Origin of the sequence: Thioclava nitratireducens (genome assembly GCF_001940525.2) — a bacterium.
GTDB classification, from domain to species: domain Bacteria; phylum Pseudomonadota; class Alphaproteobacteria; order Rhodobacterales; family Rhodobacteraceae; genus Thioclava; species Thioclava nitratireducens.
In genome coordinates this window covers 276784-295420 of the sequence record NZ_CP019437.1, presented here as the reverse complement: position 1 = coordinate 295420, position 18637 = coordinate 276784, and the positions used below count along the sequence as shown (strand labels likewise).

The following is an 18637-nucleotide window of genomic DNA, read 5'->3' as shown; positions in this document are numbered from 1 at the left end:
CACCCAGATATTGGGCCCTGAGGCGGGCAGTTAAGAGGCTAAAAATGGCAAAGACCAAGACTCCGGTGGTGCGCAATGCACTGCCCCTGAACGAAATTCTCGCAGGCGATTGCATCGAGATGATGAACTCGCTGCCCGAGGACAGTGTAGACCTGATCTTCGCCGATCCACCCTACAACCTTCAGTTGCGCGGCGACCTGCATCGCCCCGATAATTCCAAGGTCGACGCGGTCGATGACGCGTGGGACCAGTTCGGCTCCTTCGCGCATTACGACAACTTCACCCGCGAATGGCTGAAGGCCGCACGCCGCATCCTTAAGCCGAACGGCGCGATGTGGGTGATCGGCTCCTATCACAACGTGTTTCGCATGGGCGCAGAGCTGCAGAACCAAGGCTTCTGGATTCTGAACGACGTCGTGTGGCGCAAATCGAACCCGATGCCGAACTTCCGCGGCAAGCGCCTGACGAACGCGCATGAGACGCTGATCTGGGCGTCGAAATCCGAAGGCGCGAAATACACCTTCAATTACGAAGCGCTGAAATCGCTCAACGAAGGGGTGCAGATGCGCTCCGACTGGGTGATCCCGATCTGCAATGGCGGCGAGCGTCTGAAGGATTCGAACGGCGAGAAAGCCCACCCGACCCAAAAGCCCGAGGCGCTGCTGCACCGCGTGCTCGTCGGCACCACCAACCCCGGCGACGTGATCCTCGACCCGTTCTTCGGCACCGGCACGACCGGCGCCGTGGCGAAGATGCTGGGCCGCGATTTCATCGGTATCGAACGCGAGGAAGCCTATCGCGAAGTCGCGCTCAAGCGCCTCGCCAAGATCCGCAAGTTCGACAAGGAAGCTCTGGAGGTTTCCACCTCGAAACGCGCCGAGCCGCGGGTGCCCTTCGGCCAGCTGGTCGAACGCGGGATGCTGCGCCCTGGCGAGGAGCTCTACTCGCTCAACGGTCGCCACAAGGCGAAGGTCCGCGCCGACGGCACGCTGATCGGCGACGACGTGAAAGGCTCGATCCATCAGGTCGGTGCCCATCTCGAAGGCGCGCCCTCCTGCAACGGATGGACCTACTGGACTTTCAAGCGCGACGGCAAACAGGTCCCGATCGACCTGCTGCGCCAGCAGATCCGCGCCGAGATGAACTGAGGCTCTGCTCTCTCAAGAATTAGAAGTTACCGCCGGTGCCTGAGGACCGCTCCTCGGCACGCGCCTTGCCCCGCCGTGCGAAACGGCGGGGTCTTTTCGTTTTCGCAACGTTGAAAGGGGGCTCCGCCGCCGTCGCCGGAGGACGACAATCAAAAGGGAAAAAGGGAACTCCGACCTCAAGCGTACCGCGCTCTCCTAGGGTATTTGAAGAAGAGCGAAAATCCGGATTTCGGCTTGGCGGAAATATCCCGGGGTGAATGGCCGCAGGCCAGAGGGGCAGAGCCCCCCGATCCGTTCAGGCCTGACCGAGGCGGGCGCGCAATTCGCGGAGCACCGGCAGGGTGGCTCGGACCTTTTCGGGACCGAGGTCGCGCACGATCCCCCCGATGATCGGCATCAGCGAGGCCAGCGCGGCATCACGCGCGCGCCGTCCCGAGGGCGAGAGCGAGACCCATTTGCGCCGCGCATCGTCCCAGTCGGGCCGGATATGCACATGCCCCGCCCATTCCAGCTTGGCGAGCGTGTTGGTCATCGCACCGCGGGTGACATGCAGCGCCTCGGCCAGTTGGGCGGGCGTGCGTTCCTCGTTGATATGGGCCAGCAGGTTAAGCACCGAGAAATGCGAGATTTCCATACCCTTCGGCAGGGCGCGGCTCACCACGTTGCGCGCCAGTTGATCGGCCATGAAGACCTCGGCGAACAGCGTCGCGGCGAGCGGATCGTTCTCGGGCAAGGTGCTCACGGTCCGTCGAAGCTCCGGTCATGGAACAAGGAGCGCAGCCGCGAGCGCACCGCGTCCACCTGGTCGAGATCGAGATCAACGAGCGTCACGCCGGGCTCGGTGCCGCCATCGGCCAGCACCTTGCCCCATGGATCGACCGCCAGCGAATGGCCCCAAGTCCGGCGCGGTCGACCGCCATGCGCGGCATGGGTGCCGCATTGCGCGGGCGCGAGCACGAAGCATGTGTTCTCGATCGCGCGGGCACGTACCAAAACCTCCCAATGGGCGGCCCCGGTCGTGTCGTTGAACGCCGCTGGGATCGTCAAGACCTGCGCCCCGGCCTGCGCCAGCGTCCGGTAGAGATGTGGGAAGCGCAGATCGTAGCAGACCGACAGGCCCAGCTGGGCGTATTTCGTGGCGCCCAGAACCGCCTCGCGCCCGGGCCGGTAGGCTTCGGATTCGCGGTAGCGTTCGGTCTCGGACACATCCACGTCGAACATGTGGATCTTGTCGTAGCGGGCTTTGATATTGCCCTTGCGCCCGATCAGGAAGGAGCGATTGGCGAAGCGCGCATCGTCTCCGGATTTCAGGCAGAGCGAGCCGATCAGGATATAGACGCCGAGGCGCTCTGCCTCGTTGCAAAGCGCCTCCAGCGTCGGATCGTGATGCTCGTGCTGCAGGACCGCGTTCTGATGGGCGCGATCCGACGAGATCAGGTTGGTGCACTCGGGCGTCGCGATCAGTTGCGCGCCTTTCGACGCGGCATCGCGGATGAAATCGATCGTGACCGGCAGGTTCCGTGCCGGATCATCCGTGACCGAAAGCTGAACGAGCGCCGCCTTCATCGTCAGCCCGCCAGCATCTGATCGAGTTTACCCGCATGCTCGAGCGCATGCAGCTCGTCGCAGCCGCCGATCGGCTCGCCGCCGATGAAGATCTGCGGGACGGTCCGGCGGCCATTGGCACGTTGGGTCATCGCGGCGCGCAGTTGCGGCTCGCGGCCCACATCGGTTTCCTCGTAGGAGATGCCCTTCTTGTCCAACAGGCGCTTGGCCCGGATGCAGAAGGGGCAGGTGCTGGTGACGTAGATTTCGACGCGTTTCATAGTGTATTCCCTTTGGTCTGCGAGACTATAGGGATTTAGGGCGCCTTCGCAACGCGTGCCAGTGTCACAGCACAGATCCGCTCTGCCCCGGCATTTTGCGCTGCCTCCGTCGCAGCGGAAAGCGTGGCCCCCGAAGTCATCACGTCATCGACGATGAGAAGCGGGCGCCCCTGCAGCAGCGCGGCGCGGCGCGGCGCGACGGTGATCGCACCGTCGAGATTGGTGCGGCGCTCCTCGCGGCTTTTCCCTTTCTGGCTCGCGGTGGCGCGGGTGCGGGTGAAGAGATCGGCGCAATAGGCGTGCCCGGTGCGCCGGGCAAGCGCGCGCGCGAGTTCCGCCGCTTGGTTGTAGCGTCGTCGCAGCAGTCGCAGCCGATGCAGCGGGATCGGCGCGATCAGCGTGTCGGGTGTCAGAAGCGGCGCGGCGGCGCGTGCCATCCAGTCGGTCAGCGGCGGCACCAGATCGAGCCGGTCGCCATGTTTCAGCGCCAGTACCAGATCGCGCCCGGTGCCAGAGTAATGCATCACCGTGCGGCCCTGCGCCCATGGGCGCGGATGGGTGAGGCAGTCGTCGCAAAGGATGGCGGTCTCGCTTTCCCCGGGCAGGGGCGTACCGCAGGCGTCGCAGACCGTGCCGCGCGCGAAAGTGGCGTCCGACCAGCAGGCGCTGCAGAGGCCAAAATCGGTGCCCACCGCGTCGCCGCAGGCGATGCAGAGCGGCGGGAAGAGGGCGCGCAATCCCAGACGTCCCGCCGCTAGCATCCGGCCCCGAACCTCGTTAAGGGTGTCTGCCATGGATACGCCGCCCCTTCTGACCGACCGCGAGGCGCTCGAGCGCCACAGGAAACGCGCCGCCCGCGCGCCCGAACTGTTCCTGCACGAGGACGCGGCGGCTGAGCTCGAGGAAAGACTGCTAGAGGTTAACAGGACCTTTACGGAGCCGGCCCTGATCTCCGCTTTTCCCGAACCTTGGCTCGAAATCCTTCCCGACGCGAAGGTGGTGGCCGATACGGATGTGCTCGATCTCGAGGAAGGCGCGCATGATCTCGTGGTTCACGCGCTGTGTCTGCATTGGGCGAACGATCCGGTCGGACAGCTGGTGCAGGCGTCGCGTGCGCTGAAACCCGACGGGCTGTTCATCGGCGTGATGTTCGGCGGCCAGACGCTCAACGAGCTGCGCGCGGCGCTGGCGCAGGCAGAAGCCACGATCACCGGAGGCTTGAGCCCGCGGATCGTGCCGATGGGCGAAATCCGTGATCTCGGCGCGCTGATCCAGCGGGCCGGGTTGGCGCTGCCGGTTGCCGATGCGGTGACGCGCAAGGTGACCTACGAGACGCCGCTGCGCCTTCTTTCGGACCTGCGCGCGATGGGCGAGACCAATGCGCTCGCCGCCCGTGATCGCCGCTTCCTGCGCCGCGATGTGCTGACCGAGGCGTTGCGTCTTTATATCGAGACCTATCAGGAGCCCGATGGCCGGGTGCGCGCGACCTTCGACATGGTCTGGCTCACCGGCTGGAAGCCGCATCCCGATCAGCAGAAACCGTTGCGGCCGGGGTCGGCGGCGCAGAGGCTGGCCGATGCGCTTGGCACGACCGAGCGGCCGAGCGGCGACAAGCCCGGCTCAGCCTAGCGCGTCGAGGAAGGACTTCGACCACCAATGCACGTCATAGGTGGTCAGCCCTTCCATCAGCGACCGATAGCGTTCCCGCCGCTCGCCGCGCGACATCATCAGCGCAGTCAGCATCGAGGTCGCGACCTGTTCCGGGTCGTGCGGGTTCACCATCAGCGCCGCGTCCATCTGCTCGGCCGCGCCGGCAAATTGCGACAGCATCAGCACGCCGGGATCGTCGGGGTTCTGTGCTGCGATGAACTCCTTCGCGACGAGGTTCATCCCGTCCATCAGCGGCGTCACCAGCGCGACATGCGAGGCGCGATAGAGCCCCGCCAGAACCTCGCGCGGCACCGCCCGGTTGATGAAGCGGATCGGAACCCACTGGATGTCTGCGAATTGGCCGTTGATGCGGCCCGAGAGATGCTCGGTCTCTTCGCGGATATCGTCATAGGCCTGCACGCCCTCGCGGGTCGGCGGTGAGATCTGCAGCAGCGAGACGTGGCGATGCCAATCCTCGTGCCGCTCCAGAAATTCGCCGAAGGCACGGAAGCGGTGCGGAACGCCCTTGGAATAATCCAGCCGGTCGACGCCTATCACCAGCCGGCGATGATCCTTCACGATCCCGGCGGGGAGGTTCTCGAACTCGGCCTCTGCCAGGTCCTGGAATTCCCGCGCATCAATCGAAATCGGGAAGGCGGCGATCCGACATTGGCGCGGCGAGAGATGCACATAGCCCGCGCCCAGATCGGAAGCCCCGGCGATCTCGATCATCGAGTGGAGGCAGGCCCGCACGTCGCGCTCTGCCTGCAGCCCCACGAGGTCGTAATTCGCGATCCACTGGCAGACTTCGCGCCCGTTGGGCAGCGCCTGCATCGCGGTCGGCCCGGGGAAGGGCGTGTGAAGGAAGAAACCGATCGGGTTGGTCGCGCCCATCAGGCGCAGCTCGTAGGCCAGCGGCAGCAGGTGGTAATCCTGCACCCAGATCCGGTCGTCGGGCTTGAGAAACGGCGCCACGAGCTTCGCGATCCGCCGATTCACCTGCTTGTAGACGCCCAGATAGAGGTGGTGGATATCCATCAGATCGGCGCGCCCGTGGAACAGCGGCCAAAGGACCGAATTGGAATAGCCCGCGTAATAGTTGTCCTGCTCTTCCTGGGTCAGATCGAAGCAGTAGCGCCTGAACGGCCCGCCCTCGATCTCGCGTAGCTCCGCGGCGGGTTTCTCCGCGATTTCGCCGGAGGTGCCGATCCAGATGCCGCCGGTCTCCTCCAGCACGTCGCCAAGCGCCACGACCAGCCCGCCCGAAGGATTGGCCCCGGTCGGAATACGGTTCGAGATGCAGATCAGGCGACCCATGTGACGTTCCTCATTCAACGCGCAACGCGGCGGCCAGCCAGTCGCGCACATTCGTCGGTGCGGCGAGGTGATAGCGTGCGACGCTCTCTCCGTCGCCGACCTTGATTCCGAAGCCGCCATGTTCCTCGGCCCAGGCCAGCGCGGGCTCGTCCGTCGTGTCGTCGCCCGCATAGACCGGCTTGCGCCCGTCGAACTGCACGAGGTCGGACAGGATCGCCAAGGCGCCGTCCTTCGAGAACCCCTGGGGGCGGATTTCGACGGCCATCTTCGCGGGCTGGATCATGAAGCCGTCATAGCGCTCGGTCAGCGCCTCGGTGAAGGCTTCGACCTGACCCTGCTTGGCGGGGTTGGAGCGGAAATGGATCGCGGCGCCGTGGCTCTTGTCCTCGAAGATGAGATCATGCTCCTGCGCGAAGCCCGCCAGATCCTCTTTCACTGCGCCCAGATGCTGCGGCGCCTCGGCCATCGGCGGCTCCATCCCGCGCGCCTCCGAGCCGTGCGATCCGACCATCAGGCCTTCGAAGCCCTCGAGAAACCGTTCCAGTTCGTGCAGCGACCGCCCCGAGACGACCGCGAGCGCGCCGTCGAGCGCCTCTGACAGCTCGGTCAGGATGCCGGGCAGATCGCGCGGCACGATAACCGCGTCCGGGCGCGGCGCGATATCCACGAGACATCCGTCGAAATCGAGGAACAGCGCGTCCCGTGACGGGTCGAGCGCGGGCGGTGCCGGTTTTTTCCCGGTCATGTCATCCATTGCCATGTGAAGACCGTAAGTGATCCTGTCCCGGTTGAATAGGCCGCATTGGCACAGATCGGGAAACCCGTTAAGTCGGGTGGAAGTTCCGCGATAATTGACGACAGGACAGTGACACGATGACCAACGCCGCAAATCCGCGCCTTGCCCACGCCCCCGCCGATCATCCGCCCGTCAAGGAAGCGAAGATCGGTCTGCTCGTCGCCAACCTCGGAACCCCGGACAATACCGATTACTGGTCGATGCGCCGCTACCTGAACGAGTTCCTCTCGGACCGGCGTGTGATCGATTATCCGGCATGGAAGTGGCAGCCGCTGCTGCAGCTGATCATCCTGTCGCGGCGGCCTTTCACCTCCGGCGCGAACTACAAAACGATCTGGAACAACGAGGCCGACGAAAGCCCGCTGATGACGATTACCAAGCAGCAGGTCGCAAAGCTGCGCGATGCGGTCTCGGCGCGCTACGGGCAGGAAGTCGTCGTCGATTACTGCATGCGCTACGGCAACCCCTCGACCCAGTCGGTGGTCGACAAGATGGTCGAGCAAGGCTGCGAGAAGATCCTGTTCCTGCCGCTTTATCCGCAATATGCGGGTGCGACCTCGGCCACCGCGAACGACCAGTTCTTCCGCGCGCTGATGAAACAGAAGCGCCAGCCCGCCGCCCGCGTCGCGCCTGAATATTTCGACCGGCCCTCCTATATCGACGCTCTCGCGCAATCGGTGGAGCGGGTCTACGCGACGCTGGACGAAAAGCCCGACGTGCTGGTCGCGTCCTATCACGGGATGCCCAAGCGCTACCTGATGGAGGGCGACCCCTACCACTGTCAGTGCCAAAAGACCTCGCGCCTGCTGCGCGAACGGCTCGGCTGGGACAAGGACGGGATCGACACCACCTTCCAGTCGGTCTTCGGCCCCGAGGAATGGCTCAAGCCCTACACCGTCGAGCATGTGGCGGAACTGGCGAAGGCCGGGAAGAAGAATATCGCGGTGATCTCGCCCGCCTTCAGCGCGGATTGCATCGAGACGCTCGAGGAGATCAACGGCGAAATCCGCGAGGCGTTCGAGCATGCAGGCGGCGAGAAATTCACCTATGTCCCCTGCCTCAACGACGACGATCTGCACATCAAGGCGCTGATGGACGTCGTGCAGGAAAACCTCGCCGGTTGGCTGGACTGATACGACTTTCGCAATCTGCGACGACCTGTCTCACAGATTAGTGGGGCTCTCTTCCCATATGTTCCTGACGTTGGGGAAAGGGATCGCCGTGAAGGCGCATCCTGCGGACCGGCAACGATCGGGACGCGCAGAGCAGAAAGGAACGAGAATGATCAAGACTATCGGACTGGCCGCTCTGGCGGCTCTCCATGCTGGCGCGTCCTGGGCCGGCCATGCAAATCCGTGGGCGACGGAAGACGACGTGATTTACTCGCAAAATCACGAGGAAAACCTCGTGCAATCGGTCGACGCGCCCGGCGAAGACGAGATGCTCGGCGTCATGGTGCAAAGCGCCCGTGGCAAGCTCGACGGCTTGTCGAGCGGTTCGGGAGCCGGCGATGCTTCGGGCGATGGCTCGGGCGGCGCGTCCGACCACGCCCACGCCGAGGGTGGACACGACTGACCGCTACGCAGATTGAATAGCCCCCGGTCCTACGCGGAGCCGGGGGTTTCCGTGTCGGTCGAGCGGCGCGCCTCAGATCAGCAGCACCTGCGTTCCGATCTTCGCGAAGCCGAACAGCTCCTGGATATGTTCGTTGTAAAGCCCGATGCAGCCGTTCGAGCTTTTACGGCCGATCTTGCGCGTGTCATGGGTGCCGTGGATGCGGTAATAGCGCCACGATAGGTAAAGCGCGTGGGTGCCCAGCGGATTGTCCGGACCCGGTGGCACGTAATCGGGCCATTCCGGATTGCGCTTCTTCATCGAAGGCGTCGGCGCCCAGCTCGGCCCCTTCACCTTGCGGATCACCTCGGTGCGGCCGCGCCGGGTGAGTTCCTCGGAGACCGGCACCGAGGTCGGGTAGAGCCGGTAGATCGAGCGATCCTCCGACCAGTAATGCAGCGCCCGCGAATGGGTGTCGACGAGGATCGCGCCGTTGCGCAAATTCGAGAAATAGGACTGCCAGTCTCGGTTCTGGAAGCTCGAGATATTGCGCCGCTGATTGGTGAAGGCCGTGGTCTCGAACTGCTCCTGCCCGGCATCGGGCGTCTGCGCTCCGGCGGGCAGCGCGAGCCCCGCACCAAGGCAGGCGGCGGCGCCGAGAAAGGCGCGGCGGTCGAAGGGCTTGCGCGTGTGGGACATCTCAGGCTCCGGGTTCGCGACGGGGACGATTGCGATAAATATAATGTGATCGCACGGCCGCGGCAAATCAAACTGGCGGGGATCGGCCCGCAAATCGACAGAGGGGTTTGCGCGGCTGAGTACAAGCGTGTAATGCGGATTGACGGTTTAACGAGGGACTGACCAAAGATGTTGCGCGCTACCGTATTTGCGATCTCTGCGACTGTGGCTCTGGCAGCTTGCCAGCCGACCGACACGCAGCCGAAGCTTGGCCCCGATGGCCTGCCGCTGCCGAAAGTCTACAACATCACCGCGAGTGACCGCTCGGTGATCCCGCAGCGTGTGCTGGAATCTGTGAACAGCCTGCGCTCGGCGCGCGGGGCCGCGCCGCTGGTGCTGAACGACGCACTGACGACGGCGGCACTCGCGCATTCCAAGGACATGGCCGCGCAGAACCGCCCGTGGCACTGGGGTTCCGACGGCTCCTCGCCGCTGACCCGGGCACAGCGTGCTGGCTATCCGGGGCAGGTGCTGGGCGAGAATATCTCCGAGACCTACGAAACCGAGATGGAGACCCTCGCGGCTTGGATGAAGGTCGCGGATACGCGCGACGTGATCCTGAACCCGGCGGCGACCCAGATGGGCTTCTCGTGGTATCAGGAGCCCTCCGGCAAGATCTGGTGGACGATGGTCACGGGCAACTGAGCCGAAGACCCGCCGCAAGCAAAAAAGGGCCCCGTGCGGGGCCCTTTGTAATTTTCGGGGGGCAATCAGGGGAAGATGAAGATCGGCGTTCCGTCGCGGACCATCGCGTAGATGTCGCGGATTTCCTTGTCCTTCACCGCAATGCAGCCAGCGGTCCAGTCTCGGCCCTTGCCCTTGTTCTTGCCGTCGCGGCCATGGATGAAGATGTCGCCACCCGGCTTCTTGCCCTGCGACTCCGCGAAGGCCACCTGCTGCGGGTTCGGATAGCTGATGCCGATCGACAGGTAATAGGCAGAATTCGGATTGCGCCGGTTGATGTAATAGAGCCCTTCCGGCGTCTTGCCGTCACCCTCGAATTGCTTCGGTCCGACAGGATCACCGCCAAGGCCGACCTTGTAGCTTTCCAGCACCTTGTCGCCATGCAGCAGATACATCATCCGCTGCGACTTGAAGAGCTGGATCTGGGTCACGGCGGGGCCGTTATAGGATTTGAATTTGCTGGAATCGCCGCAGGCGGCCAGCGTTGCGAGGGCGCATCCGCCCAAGAGGAGGGTTCGACGATTCATGTTCGGCCTGTATTCGAAAGCTGCTGTTTTGCCACATTTCTAACCGATTTTCGGCCTCGCATCTAGCGGGTGAAAAGCGCCGCGAGCTCCACATGAGCGGAAAACCGGAACTGATCCACGACCAGTAGTTTATCGAGCGTGAAGCCCGCCGCGATCAGCGTCTCGGCGTCGCGCGCGAAGGTCACAGGATTGCAGGAGACATGGACGAGGCGCTTGAGCTTCGAGGTCGCGATCTCGGCGATCTGGGCCTGCGCGCCCGCCCGCGGCGGATCGATCAACACCGCGTCGAATTTCGCCAGTTCGTCCGGCAGAAGCGGTCGGCGGAACAGGTCGCGCGCCTCGGTGGAGACCCGGTGCAGGCCCTGCGACTGACGCCAGCCCTGATCGAGCGCTTCGGTCATCGCTGCGACTCCTTCGACCGCATGCACTTCGGCAAGCTCGGCCAGCGGCAGAGAGAACGTCCCGCAGCCCGCGAAGAGATCGGCCACCTTTTTCGCATCGCCAATCGCCGCCTTGGCGAAGGCGGTCAGCACCGCTTCGCCGTGATGGGTGGCTTGCAGGAAAGCACCCGGCGGCGGCACGACCTTGGCTTTGCCGAATTGCTGGATCGCCGGCCGCCGCCCCGCGATGATCTGCCCGTTCCAGCTGAGCCGTGCGAGATCGTGGCGATGCGCCAGCCCCGACAAATCCTCGAATTGGGCCCTATCAGGGTCTTTACCACCCTCTGCCGCGAGTTCCAGACCTGCCTCCGAAAGCGTCAGCGTGAAAGCGATCTCGCCTTTGCGCGAGCCTGCGATCGCGGTCGCCTCGTGCAGCATCGGTATCGCGGCCAGCAGTTCGGGCCGCAGGATCAGGCAGTTCGGAATCTCGACGACCGTGTCCGAGGCGCGGGCGTGAAAGCCGACCAGCGTGCCTTTCTTGGTGCGCCGCCCCGACAGCGTCGCCCGCCTGCGGGAATTCAGCGGCGAGGTCGCGATGGTCATCTCCGGCACGGGCAGGTCGCGCGCGGTCAGCGCCTGACGTACCACGTCCATTTTCCATTCTGCGGTGAACGCCTCCGACGCGTGCTGCATCGAGCAGGCCCCGCAGGAGCGGTAATGCGGGCAAGGCGCCTTGACGCGATCAGGCGAGGGCGTCACGATCTTCGGCTGAGCGATGCGGCCGTCGACCACCTCGCCCTCGACCACTTCGCCGGGAAGCGCCATGGCGACATGCACGGTCCCCTCGGGGGCATGGGTCACGCCGTCGGCATGCAGGGACAGTCGCTCGATTTCATAGGTCATGCGCATTCTCTAGCGGCGTGGCGTCGGTCAGAAAAGACCCTATTCCGCCGCATCCTCCGCGTCGTCGCAGGTCAGGAAGCCCCCGGACTGACGCGCCCAGTAGCGCGCGTAGAGGCCGTTCATCGCCAGCAATTCGTCATGGCTGCCCTGTTCGACGATCCGCCCTTCCTCCAGCACGACGATCCGGTCCATCTCGGCGATGGTGCTGAGGCGGTGCGCGATCGCCAGAACAGTCTTGCCCGCCATGACCCGGTGAAGCGCGGTTTGGATTTGCGCCTCGACTTCCGAGTCGAGTGCCGAGGTCGCCTCGTCCAGCACAAGGATCGGCGCGTTCTTCAGGAAGGCGCGCGCAAGGGCGATCCGCTGGCGCTGCCCGCCCGACAGCTTCACCCCACGCTCGCCCAGCTTGGCGTCGTAGCCACGATTGCCTTCGTGATCGGCGAGGCCGCGGATGAAGTGATCCGCCTCGGCCTGTTTCGCGGCGGCGATCATCTCCTCCTCGGTCGCGTCGGGCTTGCCGTAAAGGATGTTCTCCCGCGCCGAGCGATTGAACATCGCGGTTTCCTGCGTGACCATCGCGATATTGCGGCGCAGGCTTTCCTGCGTGACCTCGCGAATATCTTGCCCGTCGATCCGAATAGACCCTTTTTCAGCGTCATAGAGCCTTAGCAGCAACGCAACGAGCGTCGATTTCCCTGCACCCGAGGCCCCGACGATCCCGATCCGCTCGCCATCCGCGATGGTCAGGTTGATATCCGCGATCCCGCCGCTGCGACGGCCGTAGGCGAAGTCGACATTTTCGAACTGGATCTCGCCTTCGACATGGCGCAACGTCCGGGCATCGGGCGCGTCGGTCAGGTCATGCATATGGGCAAGCGTCCGCATCCCGTCTTCGGCCTCGCCGATATGGGTCCAGACGGACATCAGCGCCTGGCTCACCCAGCCCGACATCTGCGACAGCCGGATCGCGATGGCGCCTGAGGTCGCGATGGCCCCCGCAGTCGCCTCGCCCTGTGACCAGAGCCAGATCGCGCCGCCGACCAGCATCACCGGAACGATCCCTGCATAGGCCATCTGCACCACGCGATAGAGGCTCTGAACCATGCCGAAGGAATAGGTTTTCTGGCGGAACTTCTGCATTGCCTCTAGCGCCGCGCGATCCTCGTGCTCGGCATGGGCGAACAGCTTTACCGTCTTGATATTGGTGACCGTGTCGACGACCTGCCCCGTCACCATCGCCCGGGCGGACGCCCGCTCACGCGAGCGTCCGCGGATATGCGGCAGGAAGAGGCGGATGATCAGGTAGAGCCCGAAGGTCCAGAATACGAGGCCCACGGCCCCCCAGCGGTCGATCTGGGCCAGAACGATCAGCGAGCCGACGATTGAGGCCAGCGCGAAGAGGCCGGTGTTGATGATCTCGGTGACCGTGTCGGTTACCGCACGGGCGGTCTGCATCTGCTTTTGCGCGATGCGGCCGGCGAAGTCGTTGTCGAAGAAGGTGACCGACTGGCCCATCGTCCAGCGATGCAGCCGCGAAAGCACGAGCGGCATCACGTTGGGGCTGATCAGCAGGTTGTTGGTGGCAGAACTGATGCCGAAGGTCAGAGGGCGGATCAGCAGGAAGAACGCGACGAACAGGACGAGAAGCCCGACATTTGCCCCGATCACTGCGGCCCGTTCGCTGTTCAGTGCAGCGTCGATCACCTGTCCCAGAAGCCAGGCCGAGACGACTTCCATCACGCCGGCGATGGTCGTGCCGAAGCTGGCCACGGCAATCGCGCCCCAGCTGCCCTTGAGGCACCAGCGGAAGAAGGCGCCAAGCTGGCGCGGCGGGGCGCCTTCGGCGGGGGAGAAGGGATCGAACATGGGTCTCTCTTTCCTCTCCCGATATAGTCGATTGCGGCGCGGTTCAAAGCGCGGCGAGCAGATCCTCGCGCGTCAGCGTGAAACCGGAGTCGATCCAGCGCGCCTCGAGCGTCTTCAGCGTATCGCCCAGAGCCTTACCCTCATAGGGGGGCATCAGATCCCGCGCTTGCACCGGAAATTGCTGTTTCGCGCCGAAATAGACCCTGTTTTGCCAGCCCTCCGGCATTTCCTGCCCCATCAGCGCATGGCGCAGCAAAAACGCATCGGCCCCAGTGTCGGCGCCGAGCCGATAGCCGAGGACAGCCGGGTCGTCGCTGTCGGACAGCGAGGCGCGTAGGGCCTCGAGCTGCCGTGTGTCCTTCTTCGACAGACGCAGCCGCTCGGCCACGTCCTCGCCGCCAATCGCTGCCAGCCTGCGGATCGGATCTGCGGGGCGATCTTCGAGATGCACGAGCGGCCCGAGCGCGGTCGCATCAGCGCCGGGCAGCACGGCTGTGAGAACCCCGCATTGCGCCATCGCCGCCACAGCGTGAACGGGATCGGGTGCGGCCAGCAATTTGAGCATTTCGCCGCCAAGGCGTTCGCGCGAAAGCGTCTCTATTCCAGCGGTATTCGCGGCACAGGCGGCCAGCCCGTCAGGGTCGAGATCGTGCCCATACCACGCGGTAAAGCGGAAGAAGCGCAGGATACGCAGGTAATCCTCGCGGATACGTTCTTCGGCCTCGCCGACGAAGCGCACATGACGCGCCGCCAGATCCTCCAGCCCCGTGCCGAGCGGGTCGAGAACCGTGCCGTCTGAGCGCGCATAAAGCGCGTTCATCGTGAAATCGCGCCGCGCGGCGTCCTCTGCGATGTCGTCGGAAAACGCGACCGTGGCGTGCCGCCCATGGGTCTCCACATCGCGGCGGAAGGTGGTGACCTCATGCGGATGCCCGTCGGCGACCACCGTGACCGTGCCATGATCGACCCCGGTCGGCACCGGCTTCAGCCCGGCCGCCTTCGCAAGTTCGATCACCCGTTCGGGCCGGGCATCGCTGGCGATGTCGATATCGTTGACCGGCGCGCCCAAGGCGCTGTTGCGCACGCAGCCGCCCACCAGAAGCGCCTGATGCCCGCCCTCGTCGAGCATCTTCAGCACGCGTTGGGTCGGCTCTGCCTCGATCCAGTCTCCGGTCAGTCTCATCCCGCCATCCGGTCCGCCAATGAGCGCAATATACGCGCGGTGGCGCCCCAGATGTAATAGGGCCCGTAAGGCGCCACGAAATAGCTGCGCCGTGTGCCGCGCCACCGGCGCGACTCGACGCGGAAATTCTCGGGCGTGATATGCGACAGCGGCACGGTGAACACCTCGGCCACTTCGCCCGCTTCGGGGATGACCTCGAACGGGGTATGGATGCGTGCGAGCACCGGCGTCACCAGAAAGGACGTCACCGTCTCATGGGGAGCGAACGTGCCCAGCACCTCGACATGGTCAAGAGGCAGGCCGATCTCTTCCTGCGCCTCGCGCAGCGCCGCGCCGACCGGGCCTTCGTCATCGGGATCCACCTTGCCGCCGGGAAAGGCGATCTGGCCGGGATGGTGGCGCAGATGCGAGCTGCGCTTCGTCAGATGCAGACGCGGCTCCGGCCCGAACGTATCGAAGGCAACGAGAACGCCCGCGGGCCGCAGCTTGCGTCCCTCGGGCAGGATCACTTCCGGGTTCAGATCGTAATCCGAAGAGGGCCGCCCCGGTCGCGCCAAGGCGTCCAGAACCGGGGCGAGCGGATCACTCATTCGTTCCCTCGCCTCCCGCTTCGCGCAGCGACCCGTCGGGGTTCTTCTGCGCCTCGAAGCCAAGCGTCAGCGGATCGAAAATGTAATGCGCGCCGCAGAACTGGCAGTCAGCGGTAACCGTGCCCTCATCGGTGGTCATATGCGCGATGTCGCGCGCCGAGTAGATCGAGAGCGACTGGCGCACGCGGTCAGCAGAGCAGGTGCAGCCGAACTCCACCCGCTGCGGATCAAAGACGCGCGGCCGCTCTTCGTGGAACAGGCGCACCAGCAGCTCGGTCGGCTGCACGGTCGGGCCGATCAGTTCCATATCCTCGACCGTGTCGAGCAGGATATTGGCGCGGGCCCAGTTCTCGCCTTCCTCGCCATCGAGGATGTCGTCGGCGGTCAGTAGGCCCTGATCGCCCGAGCCTTCCTGGGCGGCGAAGGGCGAGGCTGGGGGCATATGCTGCAGCATCACGCCGCCCGCGCGCCAGCTCTCGCCCTGACCGGGCAGGATCGAGCGCCCGAAGGACAGCGAGAACCGCGTGGGCAGCTGCTCGGATTGCGCGAAATACGCCTCGGCGCAGGCGCGCAGCGAGCCCTCGGTCAGCGGCGTGATACCCTGATAGGGGGTCGTGCCTTTGCCCTGATCGATCAGGATCGCGAAATAGCCCTGCCCGATCTGTTCGAACGGGTCGGCCTTGGGATCGAGCTTCTCGTCATCGAAACTCGCCCATGCGCGGATGCGGGCGGGCGCGCCCTCCTTCTCGGGGGCGTAGTAGTCGGTGGCGATGATGCGGATCGGGCCGTTGCCGCGGATTTGCAGCGACAGCTTCCAGCGCAGTTTGACGGTCTGGCCGATCAGCGCGGTCAGAAGGGCGGCTTCGGCCACCAGCATTTCGACCGCGCGGGGGTAATCATGTTGCGACAGGACGGTGTCTAGCACGCCGTCGAGGCGGGCAACCCGGCCGCGGATGTCAGAGCGGTCGAGCTGAAACGGCAGAACTGTATCGTCCCATGCGATTTGGGATAACTTGGACATGGTGCTCCTGAGAGGCTCAGAGGGGTTTTCGGGCAGCGCGGAGCCTGCCATACAGCCCCAATATAGGCGCGGCAACCGCAGACCCAAGGGAGAGCACATGATCGCGAGGTTCGGAGAGCGGGTGGAATCCGGTCAGCGGTATCGTTTGCGCCCCGGTGCCTACGCGATCCTGATCCGCGACGGCAGGGTGCTTCTGACCCATCAGTCCCATCCCGTGCCGGAGTTTCAATTGCCGGGCGGCGGGATCGATCCGGGCGAGGGGCCGATCGAAGCGCTGCACCGTGAGGTCTTCGAAGAGACCGGTTGGGCGATCACCGGGTTGCGCCGCGTTGGGGCCTATCGGCGTTTCACCTACATGCCCGAATACGAGTTCTGGGCGGAGAAGCTGTGTTCGATCTGGCTGGCGCGCCCGGTGTTGAAGCGCGGCCTCCCGCCGGAGCCGTTTCATACGGCGCATTGGGCCGATCCCGAGGAGGCGCTCGGTTTGCTTGCAAATGAAGGCGAGCGCGCGTTTTTCCGACGGGTGCTTCGCCGCTGAAAAGCAGGGGTCGTTTCATTCGGTGGGAGCTTAGTTGCGGTGGTTCATCCTCCTGTCGTTTCTGCAATCGGGTCACATTCGCCATTGTCCGAAACGAGCACCGATCGTCGCGCGGTGCTGCCGGGGCCGTGAAATTCCAGAACGCCCGCCGAGACATCGTCCGCGATTTCGCCCTCGGCGAACTGCTCGGTTTCGCGATATATCGCATCCAGCAGCGCTGGGCCCGCTATCCCGGAAAACTTGCGGAGCATCCGGGCCAGTCGGGTCTGATCGATCATCTCGCCGTCTCGGTCACAGGCTTCGGTGATTCCGTCCGAAACCAGAACCAGCCTGTCTCCCGGGGTCAGTTGAACGGTGAAGGTTTCGTAGGTGGCGCCTTCGATCAGACCAATCGGTAGTCCTCCCTCGCCGAGAAACTCCACCGTACCGTTGCGCCGTTGCAGGACCGGATAGGGGTGCCCGGCCTGCACCAGCTCCGCCTTGCCGGTGCGCAGGTCGATATCGGCATAGATTAGTGTGAAATATGTTTCGGTGTTCATCTCGCTCAGCACGAGCTCGTTGAGATGTCGCGCAAGGTCCGCCGGGCGTCGGCCGCGCAATTCACCCTGTGCGTTGCGGTAGATTGCGAGGTTCTGGCTGGGGGTGGCGGCGGAGAAGTAGCCCGCGATCCGTGCCATCATCAGAGCCGAGGTGATGCCATGTCCCGACACGTCGATGCCGTAAAGGCCGACCCGGCGTTCGTTGATCGGAAAGTACCCGACGAGGTCGCCGCCGACATGGCCCGCCGGTCGCAAGAGCAACGAGACCTCCGCCGCTTCGAACTGTGCGTGACGTACCCGCACCAAGCTCTGCTGTAGCTTGCGTGCCTCCTGCAGGTCGCGGTCGATCACCTCCTGCGCCGCGCGCAGCAGTCGGTTCTTCTCGGTCAGTTCCTCTTGCATCTTGAGGATGCGGGTTCCCGCGCTGAGCCTTGCGCGAAGCTCCTCTCCGTTGACTGGTTTCGAGAGGAAATCGTCGGCCCCGCTTTCCAAACCGCGCGTGACGTCCTTCTTCTCGGCCTTGGTGGTCAGAAGGATGAAATAGCCGTAGCTGCGTCGCGGCAAGTCGCGGAAGATACGGCAGAATTCGGGGCCGCTCATCCCCGACATCATCCAGTCCGAGATCACGATATCCGGCTCGCACTGGGCGCAGATCGCGATTGCCTCTTCCGCACTTTCAGCCTCGCTCACCTGATAGCCGGAGCGCGACAATTGCGCCGACAGAATGCGGCGCTGCATCCGGCTGTCGTCCACGACCAGAACGTGCCGCGCCGTGCCCGCCAAGGGTGGTCGGCTCGCGCCAACGGGAACCTCGTGTCTTTGCGCCATCTGCATCATCCGAAACCTCTGCATCCAATGAAACCGCAGAGACCCTAAGATTCGGTGAAAACCGGCCGGCTCAGGCGTTAAGAAAATCGAAAGGGTGCGGCCCTATGGTCAGCGTCGGGTGGTGTCGGATCGATTGGCCTGGAGGGCGCGATGATTGATTGGGAACGGGTACAGGAATTGCGCTCTGAAATAGGCGCAGAGGGCTTTTCCGAGGTCGTGGATCTATTTCTCGACGAGGTCGAGGCCGTCGTGATGGCGCTTGGCGGGCGCCCCGATCGGGTCGAAGAAGATCTGCATTTCCTGAAAGGCTCTGCCTGGAATCTCGGCTTTCGCGATTTCGGCGGTGCCTGTCAGAAAGGAGAGCGCATGGCGGCCGCCGGACGCTCCGCGGAGGTCGATCTGGGCGCGATCCGCGAGACCTACAGCTTGTCCAAACTGCAATTCATGGGGCGGCTATCGGAATTCACCCCGGCCGCATAGGTAAGGCGCCAGGTAGATCGCGCCAAGCGCTGCATTGCGCAGAACGGAAGATCACAAGCGTGGTTACGG

General features: G+C 64.4%; 21 protein-coding genes. 7 read left to right on the top strand and 14 right to left on the bottom strand.

Translation table 11 applies throughout. The features are described from left to right. Positions 1 to 44: 44 nt before the first annotated feature. Complete coding sequence (locus BMG03_RS01530; RefSeq protein ID WP_075775202.1) at positions 45 to 1148, top strand: site-specific DNA-methyltransferase; 1104 nt, start codon at positions 45 to 47, stop codon at positions 1146 to 1148. Between the two features lie 295 nt (positions 1149 to 1443). Here BMG03_RS01530 and BMG03_RS01525 read toward each other — a convergent pair whose 3' ends face one another. The 4 genes from BMG03_RS01525 to BMG03_RS01510 are packed head-to-tail and all read right to left on the bottom strand — an operon-like array spanning position 1444 to position 3768. After that, positions 1444 to 1833, bottom strand: a complete 390-nt coding sequence (locus tag BMG03_RS01525) for a MarR family winged helix-turn-helix transcriptional regulator (protein ID WP_075775454.1) — start codon at positions 1831 to 1833, stop codon at positions 1444 to 1446. 53 nt (positions 1834 to 1886) lie between these two features. Then, a complete protein-coding gene (locus tag BMG03_RS01520; RefSeq protein WP_075775203.1) occupies positions 1887 to 2714 on the bottom strand; it encodes a carbon-nitrogen hydrolase family protein in 828 nt (275 codons plus the stop codon). A 2-nt stretch (positions 2715 to 2716) separates the two neighbouring features. After that, positions 2717 to 2974 carry a glutaredoxin 3 gene (grxC, locus tag BMG03_RS01515; RefSeq protein WP_075775204.1) on the bottom strand — a complete coding sequence of 86 codons (258 nt, stop codon included), beginning with the start codon at positions 2972 to 2974 and terminating at the stop codon, positions 2717 to 2719. Between the two features lie 35 nt (positions 2975 to 3009). Continuing rightward, complete coding sequence (locus BMG03_RS01510) at positions 3010 to 3768, bottom strand: ComF family protein (protein WP_244270979.1); 759 nt, start codon at positions 3766 to 3768, stop codon at positions 3010 to 3012. Between BMG03_RS01510 and BMG03_RS01505 the strand changes: the two genes are divergently transcribed. Continuing rightward, the gene (locus BMG03_RS01505; RefSeq protein ID WP_075775206.1) at positions 3767 to 4603 is read left to right on the top strand and encodes a methyltransferase domain-containing protein; all 837 of its coding nucleotides are present in this window, start codon (positions 3767 to 3769) and stop codon (positions 4601 to 4603) included. The genes BMG03_RS01510 and BMG03_RS01505 overlap by 2 nt on opposite strands. Here BMG03_RS01505 and BMG03_RS01500 read toward each other — a convergent pair. Then, complete coding sequence (locus BMG03_RS01500) at positions 4595 to 5941, bottom strand: alpha,alpha-trehalose-phosphate synthase (UDP-forming) (protein ID WP_075775207.1); 1347 nt, start codon at positions 5939 to 5941, stop codon at positions 4595 to 4597. The two genes, BMG03_RS01505 and BMG03_RS01500, sit on opposite strands and share 9 nt — an antisense overlap. A gap of 10 nt (positions 5942 to 5951) precedes the next feature. Beyond that, on the bottom strand, positions 5952 to 6701 hold the full coding sequence (otsB, locus tag BMG03_RS01495; RefSeq protein ID WP_077701043.1) for a trehalose-phosphatase: 750 nt from the start codon (positions 6699 to 6701) through the stop codon (positions 5952 to 5954). Positions 6702 to 6814: 113 nt separating this feature from the next. Here otsB and hemH point away from each other — a divergent pair, with 113 nt between their 5' ends. Then, positions 6815 to 7870: a ferrochelatase gene (gene hemH / locus BMG03_RS01490; RefSeq protein ID WP_075775208.1), complete on the top strand. Its 1056-nt coding sequence runs from the start codon at positions 6815 to 6817 to the stop codon at positions 7868 to 7870. A 148-nt stretch (positions 7871 to 8018) separates the two neighbouring features. Next, the gene (locus BMG03_RS01485; RefSeq protein WP_075775209.1) at positions 8019 to 8312 is read left to right on the top strand and encodes a hypothetical protein; all 294 of its coding nucleotides are present in this window, start codon (positions 8019 to 8021) and stop codon (positions 8310 to 8312) included. A gap of 72 nt (positions 8313 to 8384) precedes the next feature. On the opposite strand, the gene BMG03_RS01480 is transcribed toward BMG03_RS01485, so the two are convergent. Further along, on the bottom strand, positions 8385 to 8990 hold the full coding sequence (locus tag BMG03_RS01480; protein WP_075775210.1) for a L,D-transpeptidase: 606 nt from the start codon (positions 8988 to 8990) through the stop codon (positions 8385 to 8387). Positions 8991 to 9158: 168 nt separating this feature from the next. Between BMG03_RS01480 and dalA the strand changes: the two genes are divergently transcribed. Then, positions 9159 to 9674 carry a divisome-associated lipoprotein DalA gene (gene dalA / locus BMG03_RS01475; protein WP_075775211.1) on the top strand — a complete coding sequence of 172 codons (516 nt, stop codon included), beginning with the start codon at positions 9159 to 9161 and terminating at the stop codon, positions 9672 to 9674. Positions 9675 to 9739: 65 nt separating this feature from the next. On the opposite strand, the gene BMG03_RS01470 is transcribed toward dalA, so the two are convergent. From BMG03_RS01470 to hslO, 6 genes are all read right to left on the bottom strand, one after another. Next, on the bottom strand, positions 9740 to 10240 hold the full coding sequence (locus BMG03_RS01470) for a L,D-transpeptidase family protein (RefSeq protein ID WP_075775212.1): 501 nt from the start codon (positions 10238 to 10240) through the stop codon (positions 9740 to 9742). A 62-nt stretch (positions 10241 to 10302) separates the two neighbouring features. Then, complete coding sequence (locus tag BMG03_RS01465; RefSeq protein WP_077701042.1) at positions 10303 to 11523, bottom strand: class I SAM-dependent RNA methyltransferase; 1221 nt, start codon at positions 11521 to 11523, stop codon at positions 10303 to 10305. A gap of 39 nt (positions 11524 to 11562) precedes the next feature. Continuing rightward, positions 11563 to 13389, bottom strand: a complete 1827-nt coding sequence (locus tag BMG03_RS01460) for an ABC transporter ATP-binding protein (RefSeq protein ID WP_075775214.1) — start codon at positions 13387 to 13389, stop codon at positions 11563 to 11565. Between the two features lie 43 nt (positions 13390 to 13432). After that, positions 13433 to 14572, bottom strand: coding sequence for a CCA tRNA nucleotidyltransferase (locus tag BMG03_RS01455; protein WP_075775215.1), 1140 nt, complete (start codon positions 14570 to 14572; stop codon positions 13433 to 13435). Then, positions 14569 to 15162: a CoA pyrophosphatase gene (locus BMG03_RS01450; protein ID WP_075775216.1), complete on the bottom strand. Its 594-nt coding sequence runs from the start codon at positions 15160 to 15162 to the stop codon at positions 14569 to 14571. The genes BMG03_RS01455 and BMG03_RS01450 overlap by 4 nt, the downstream gene beginning before the upstream one ends. Next, positions 15155 to 16183, bottom strand: coding sequence for an Hsp33 family molecular chaperone HslO (hslO, locus tag BMG03_RS01445; protein ID WP_075775217.1), 1029 nt, complete (start codon positions 16181 to 16183; stop codon positions 15155 to 15157). Before hslO ends, BMG03_RS01450 begins: the two co-directional genes overlap by 8 nt. Positions 16184 to 16280: 97 nt before the next feature. On the opposite strand from hslO, the gene BMG03_RS01440 reads away from it, so the two are divergent. After that, complete coding sequence (locus tag BMG03_RS01440; RefSeq protein ID WP_075775218.1) at positions 16281 to 16721, top strand: NUDIX domain-containing protein; 441 nt, start codon at positions 16281 to 16283, stop codon at positions 16719 to 16721. A gap of 44 nt (positions 16722 to 16765) precedes the next feature. Here the strand turns inward: BMG03_RS01440 and BMG03_RS01435 are convergent, their stop codons facing one another. Further along, a complete protein-coding gene (locus BMG03_RS01435) occupies positions 16766 to 18088 on the bottom strand; it encodes a fused response regulator/phosphatase (RefSeq protein WP_099049374.1) in 1323 nt (440 codons plus the stop codon). Between the two features lie 150 nt (positions 18089 to 18238). Here BMG03_RS01435 and BMG03_RS01430 point away from each other — a divergent pair, with 150 nt between their 5' ends. Continuing rightward, positions 18239 to 18568: an Hpt domain-containing protein gene (locus tag BMG03_RS01430; protein ID WP_075775220.1), complete on the top strand. Its 330-nt coding sequence runs from the start codon at positions 18239 to 18241 to the stop codon at positions 18566 to 18568. Positions 18569 to 18637 lie beyond the last annotated feature (69 nt).

Coding starts and splice junctions, on each gene's coding strand:
- BMG03_RS01530 (WP_075775202.1), top strand. CDS start 45: ATGGCAAAGACCAAGACTCCGGTGGTGCGCAATGCACTGCCCCTGAAC.
- BMG03_RS01525 (WP_075775454.1), bottom strand. CDS start 1,833: ATGGCCGATCAACTGGCGCGCAACGTGGTGAGCCGCGCCCTGCCGAAG.
- BMG03_RS01520 (WP_075775203.1), bottom strand. CDS start 2,714: ATGAAGGCGGCGCTCGTTCAGCTTTCGGTCACGGATGATCCGGCACGG.
- grxC (WP_075775204.1), bottom strand. CDS start 2,974: ATGAAACGCGTCGAAATCTACGTCACCAGCACCTGCCCCTTCTGCATC.
- BMG03_RS01505 (WP_075775206.1), top strand. CDS start 3,767: ATGGATACGCCGCCCCTTCTGACCGACCGCGAGGCGCTCGAGCGCCAC.
- BMG03_RS01510 (WP_244270979.1), bottom strand. CDS start 3,768: ATGGCAGACACCCTTAACGAGGTTCGGGGCCGGATGCTAGCGGCGGGA.
- BMG03_RS01500 (WP_075775207.1), bottom strand. CDS start 5,941: ATGGGTCGCCTGATCTGCATCTCGAACCGTATTCCGACCGGGGCCAAT.
- otsB (WP_077701043.1), bottom strand. CDS start 6,701: ATGGCAATGGATGACATGACCGGGAAAAAACCGGCACCGCCCGCGCTC.
- hemH (WP_075775208.1), top strand. CDS start 6,815: ATGACCAACGCCGCAAATCCGCGCCTTGCCCACGCCCCCGCCGATCAT.
- BMG03_RS01485 (WP_075775209.1), top strand. CDS start 8,019: ATGATCAAGACTATCGGACTGGCCGCTCTGGCGGCTCTCCATGCTGGC.
- BMG03_RS01480 (WP_075775210.1), bottom strand. CDS start 8,990: ATGTCCCACACGCGCAAGCCCTTCGACCGCCGCGCCTTTCTCGGCGCC.
- dalA (WP_075775211.1), top strand. CDS start 9,159: ATGTTGCGCGCTACCGTATTTGCGATCTCTGCGACTGTGGCTCTGGCA.
- BMG03_RS01470 (WP_075775212.1), bottom strand. CDS start 10,240: ATGAATCGTCGAACCCTCCTCTTGGGCGGATGCGCCCTCGCAACGCTG.
- BMG03_RS01465 (WP_077701042.1), bottom strand. CDS start 11,523: ATGACCTATGAAATCGAGCGACTGTCCCTGCATGCCGACGGCGTGACC.
- BMG03_RS01460 (WP_075775214.1), bottom strand. CDS start 13,389: ATGTTCGATCCCTTCTCCCCCGCCGAAGGCGCCCCGCCGCGCCAGCTT.
- BMG03_RS01455 (WP_075775215.1), bottom strand. CDS start 14,572: ATGAGACTGACCGGAGACTGGATCGAGGCAGAGCCGACCCAACGCGTG.
- BMG03_RS01450 (WP_075775216.1), bottom strand. CDS start 15,162: ATGAGTGATCCGCTCGCCCCGGTTCTGGACGCCTTGGCGCGACCGGGG.
- hslO (WP_075775217.1), bottom strand. CDS start 16,183: ATGTCCAAGTTATCCCAAATCGCATGGGACGATACAGTTCTGCCGTTT.
- BMG03_RS01440 (WP_075775218.1), top strand. CDS start 16,281: ATGATCGCGAGGTTCGGAGAGCGGGTGGAATCCGGTCAGCGGTATCGT.
- BMG03_RS01435 (WP_099049374.1), bottom strand. CDS start 18,088: ATGGCGCAAAGACACGAGGTTCCCGTTGGCGCGAGCCGACCACCCTTG.
- BMG03_RS01430 (WP_075775220.1), top strand. CDS start 18,239: ATGATTGATTGGGAACGGGTACAGGAATTGCGCTCTGAAATAGGCGCA.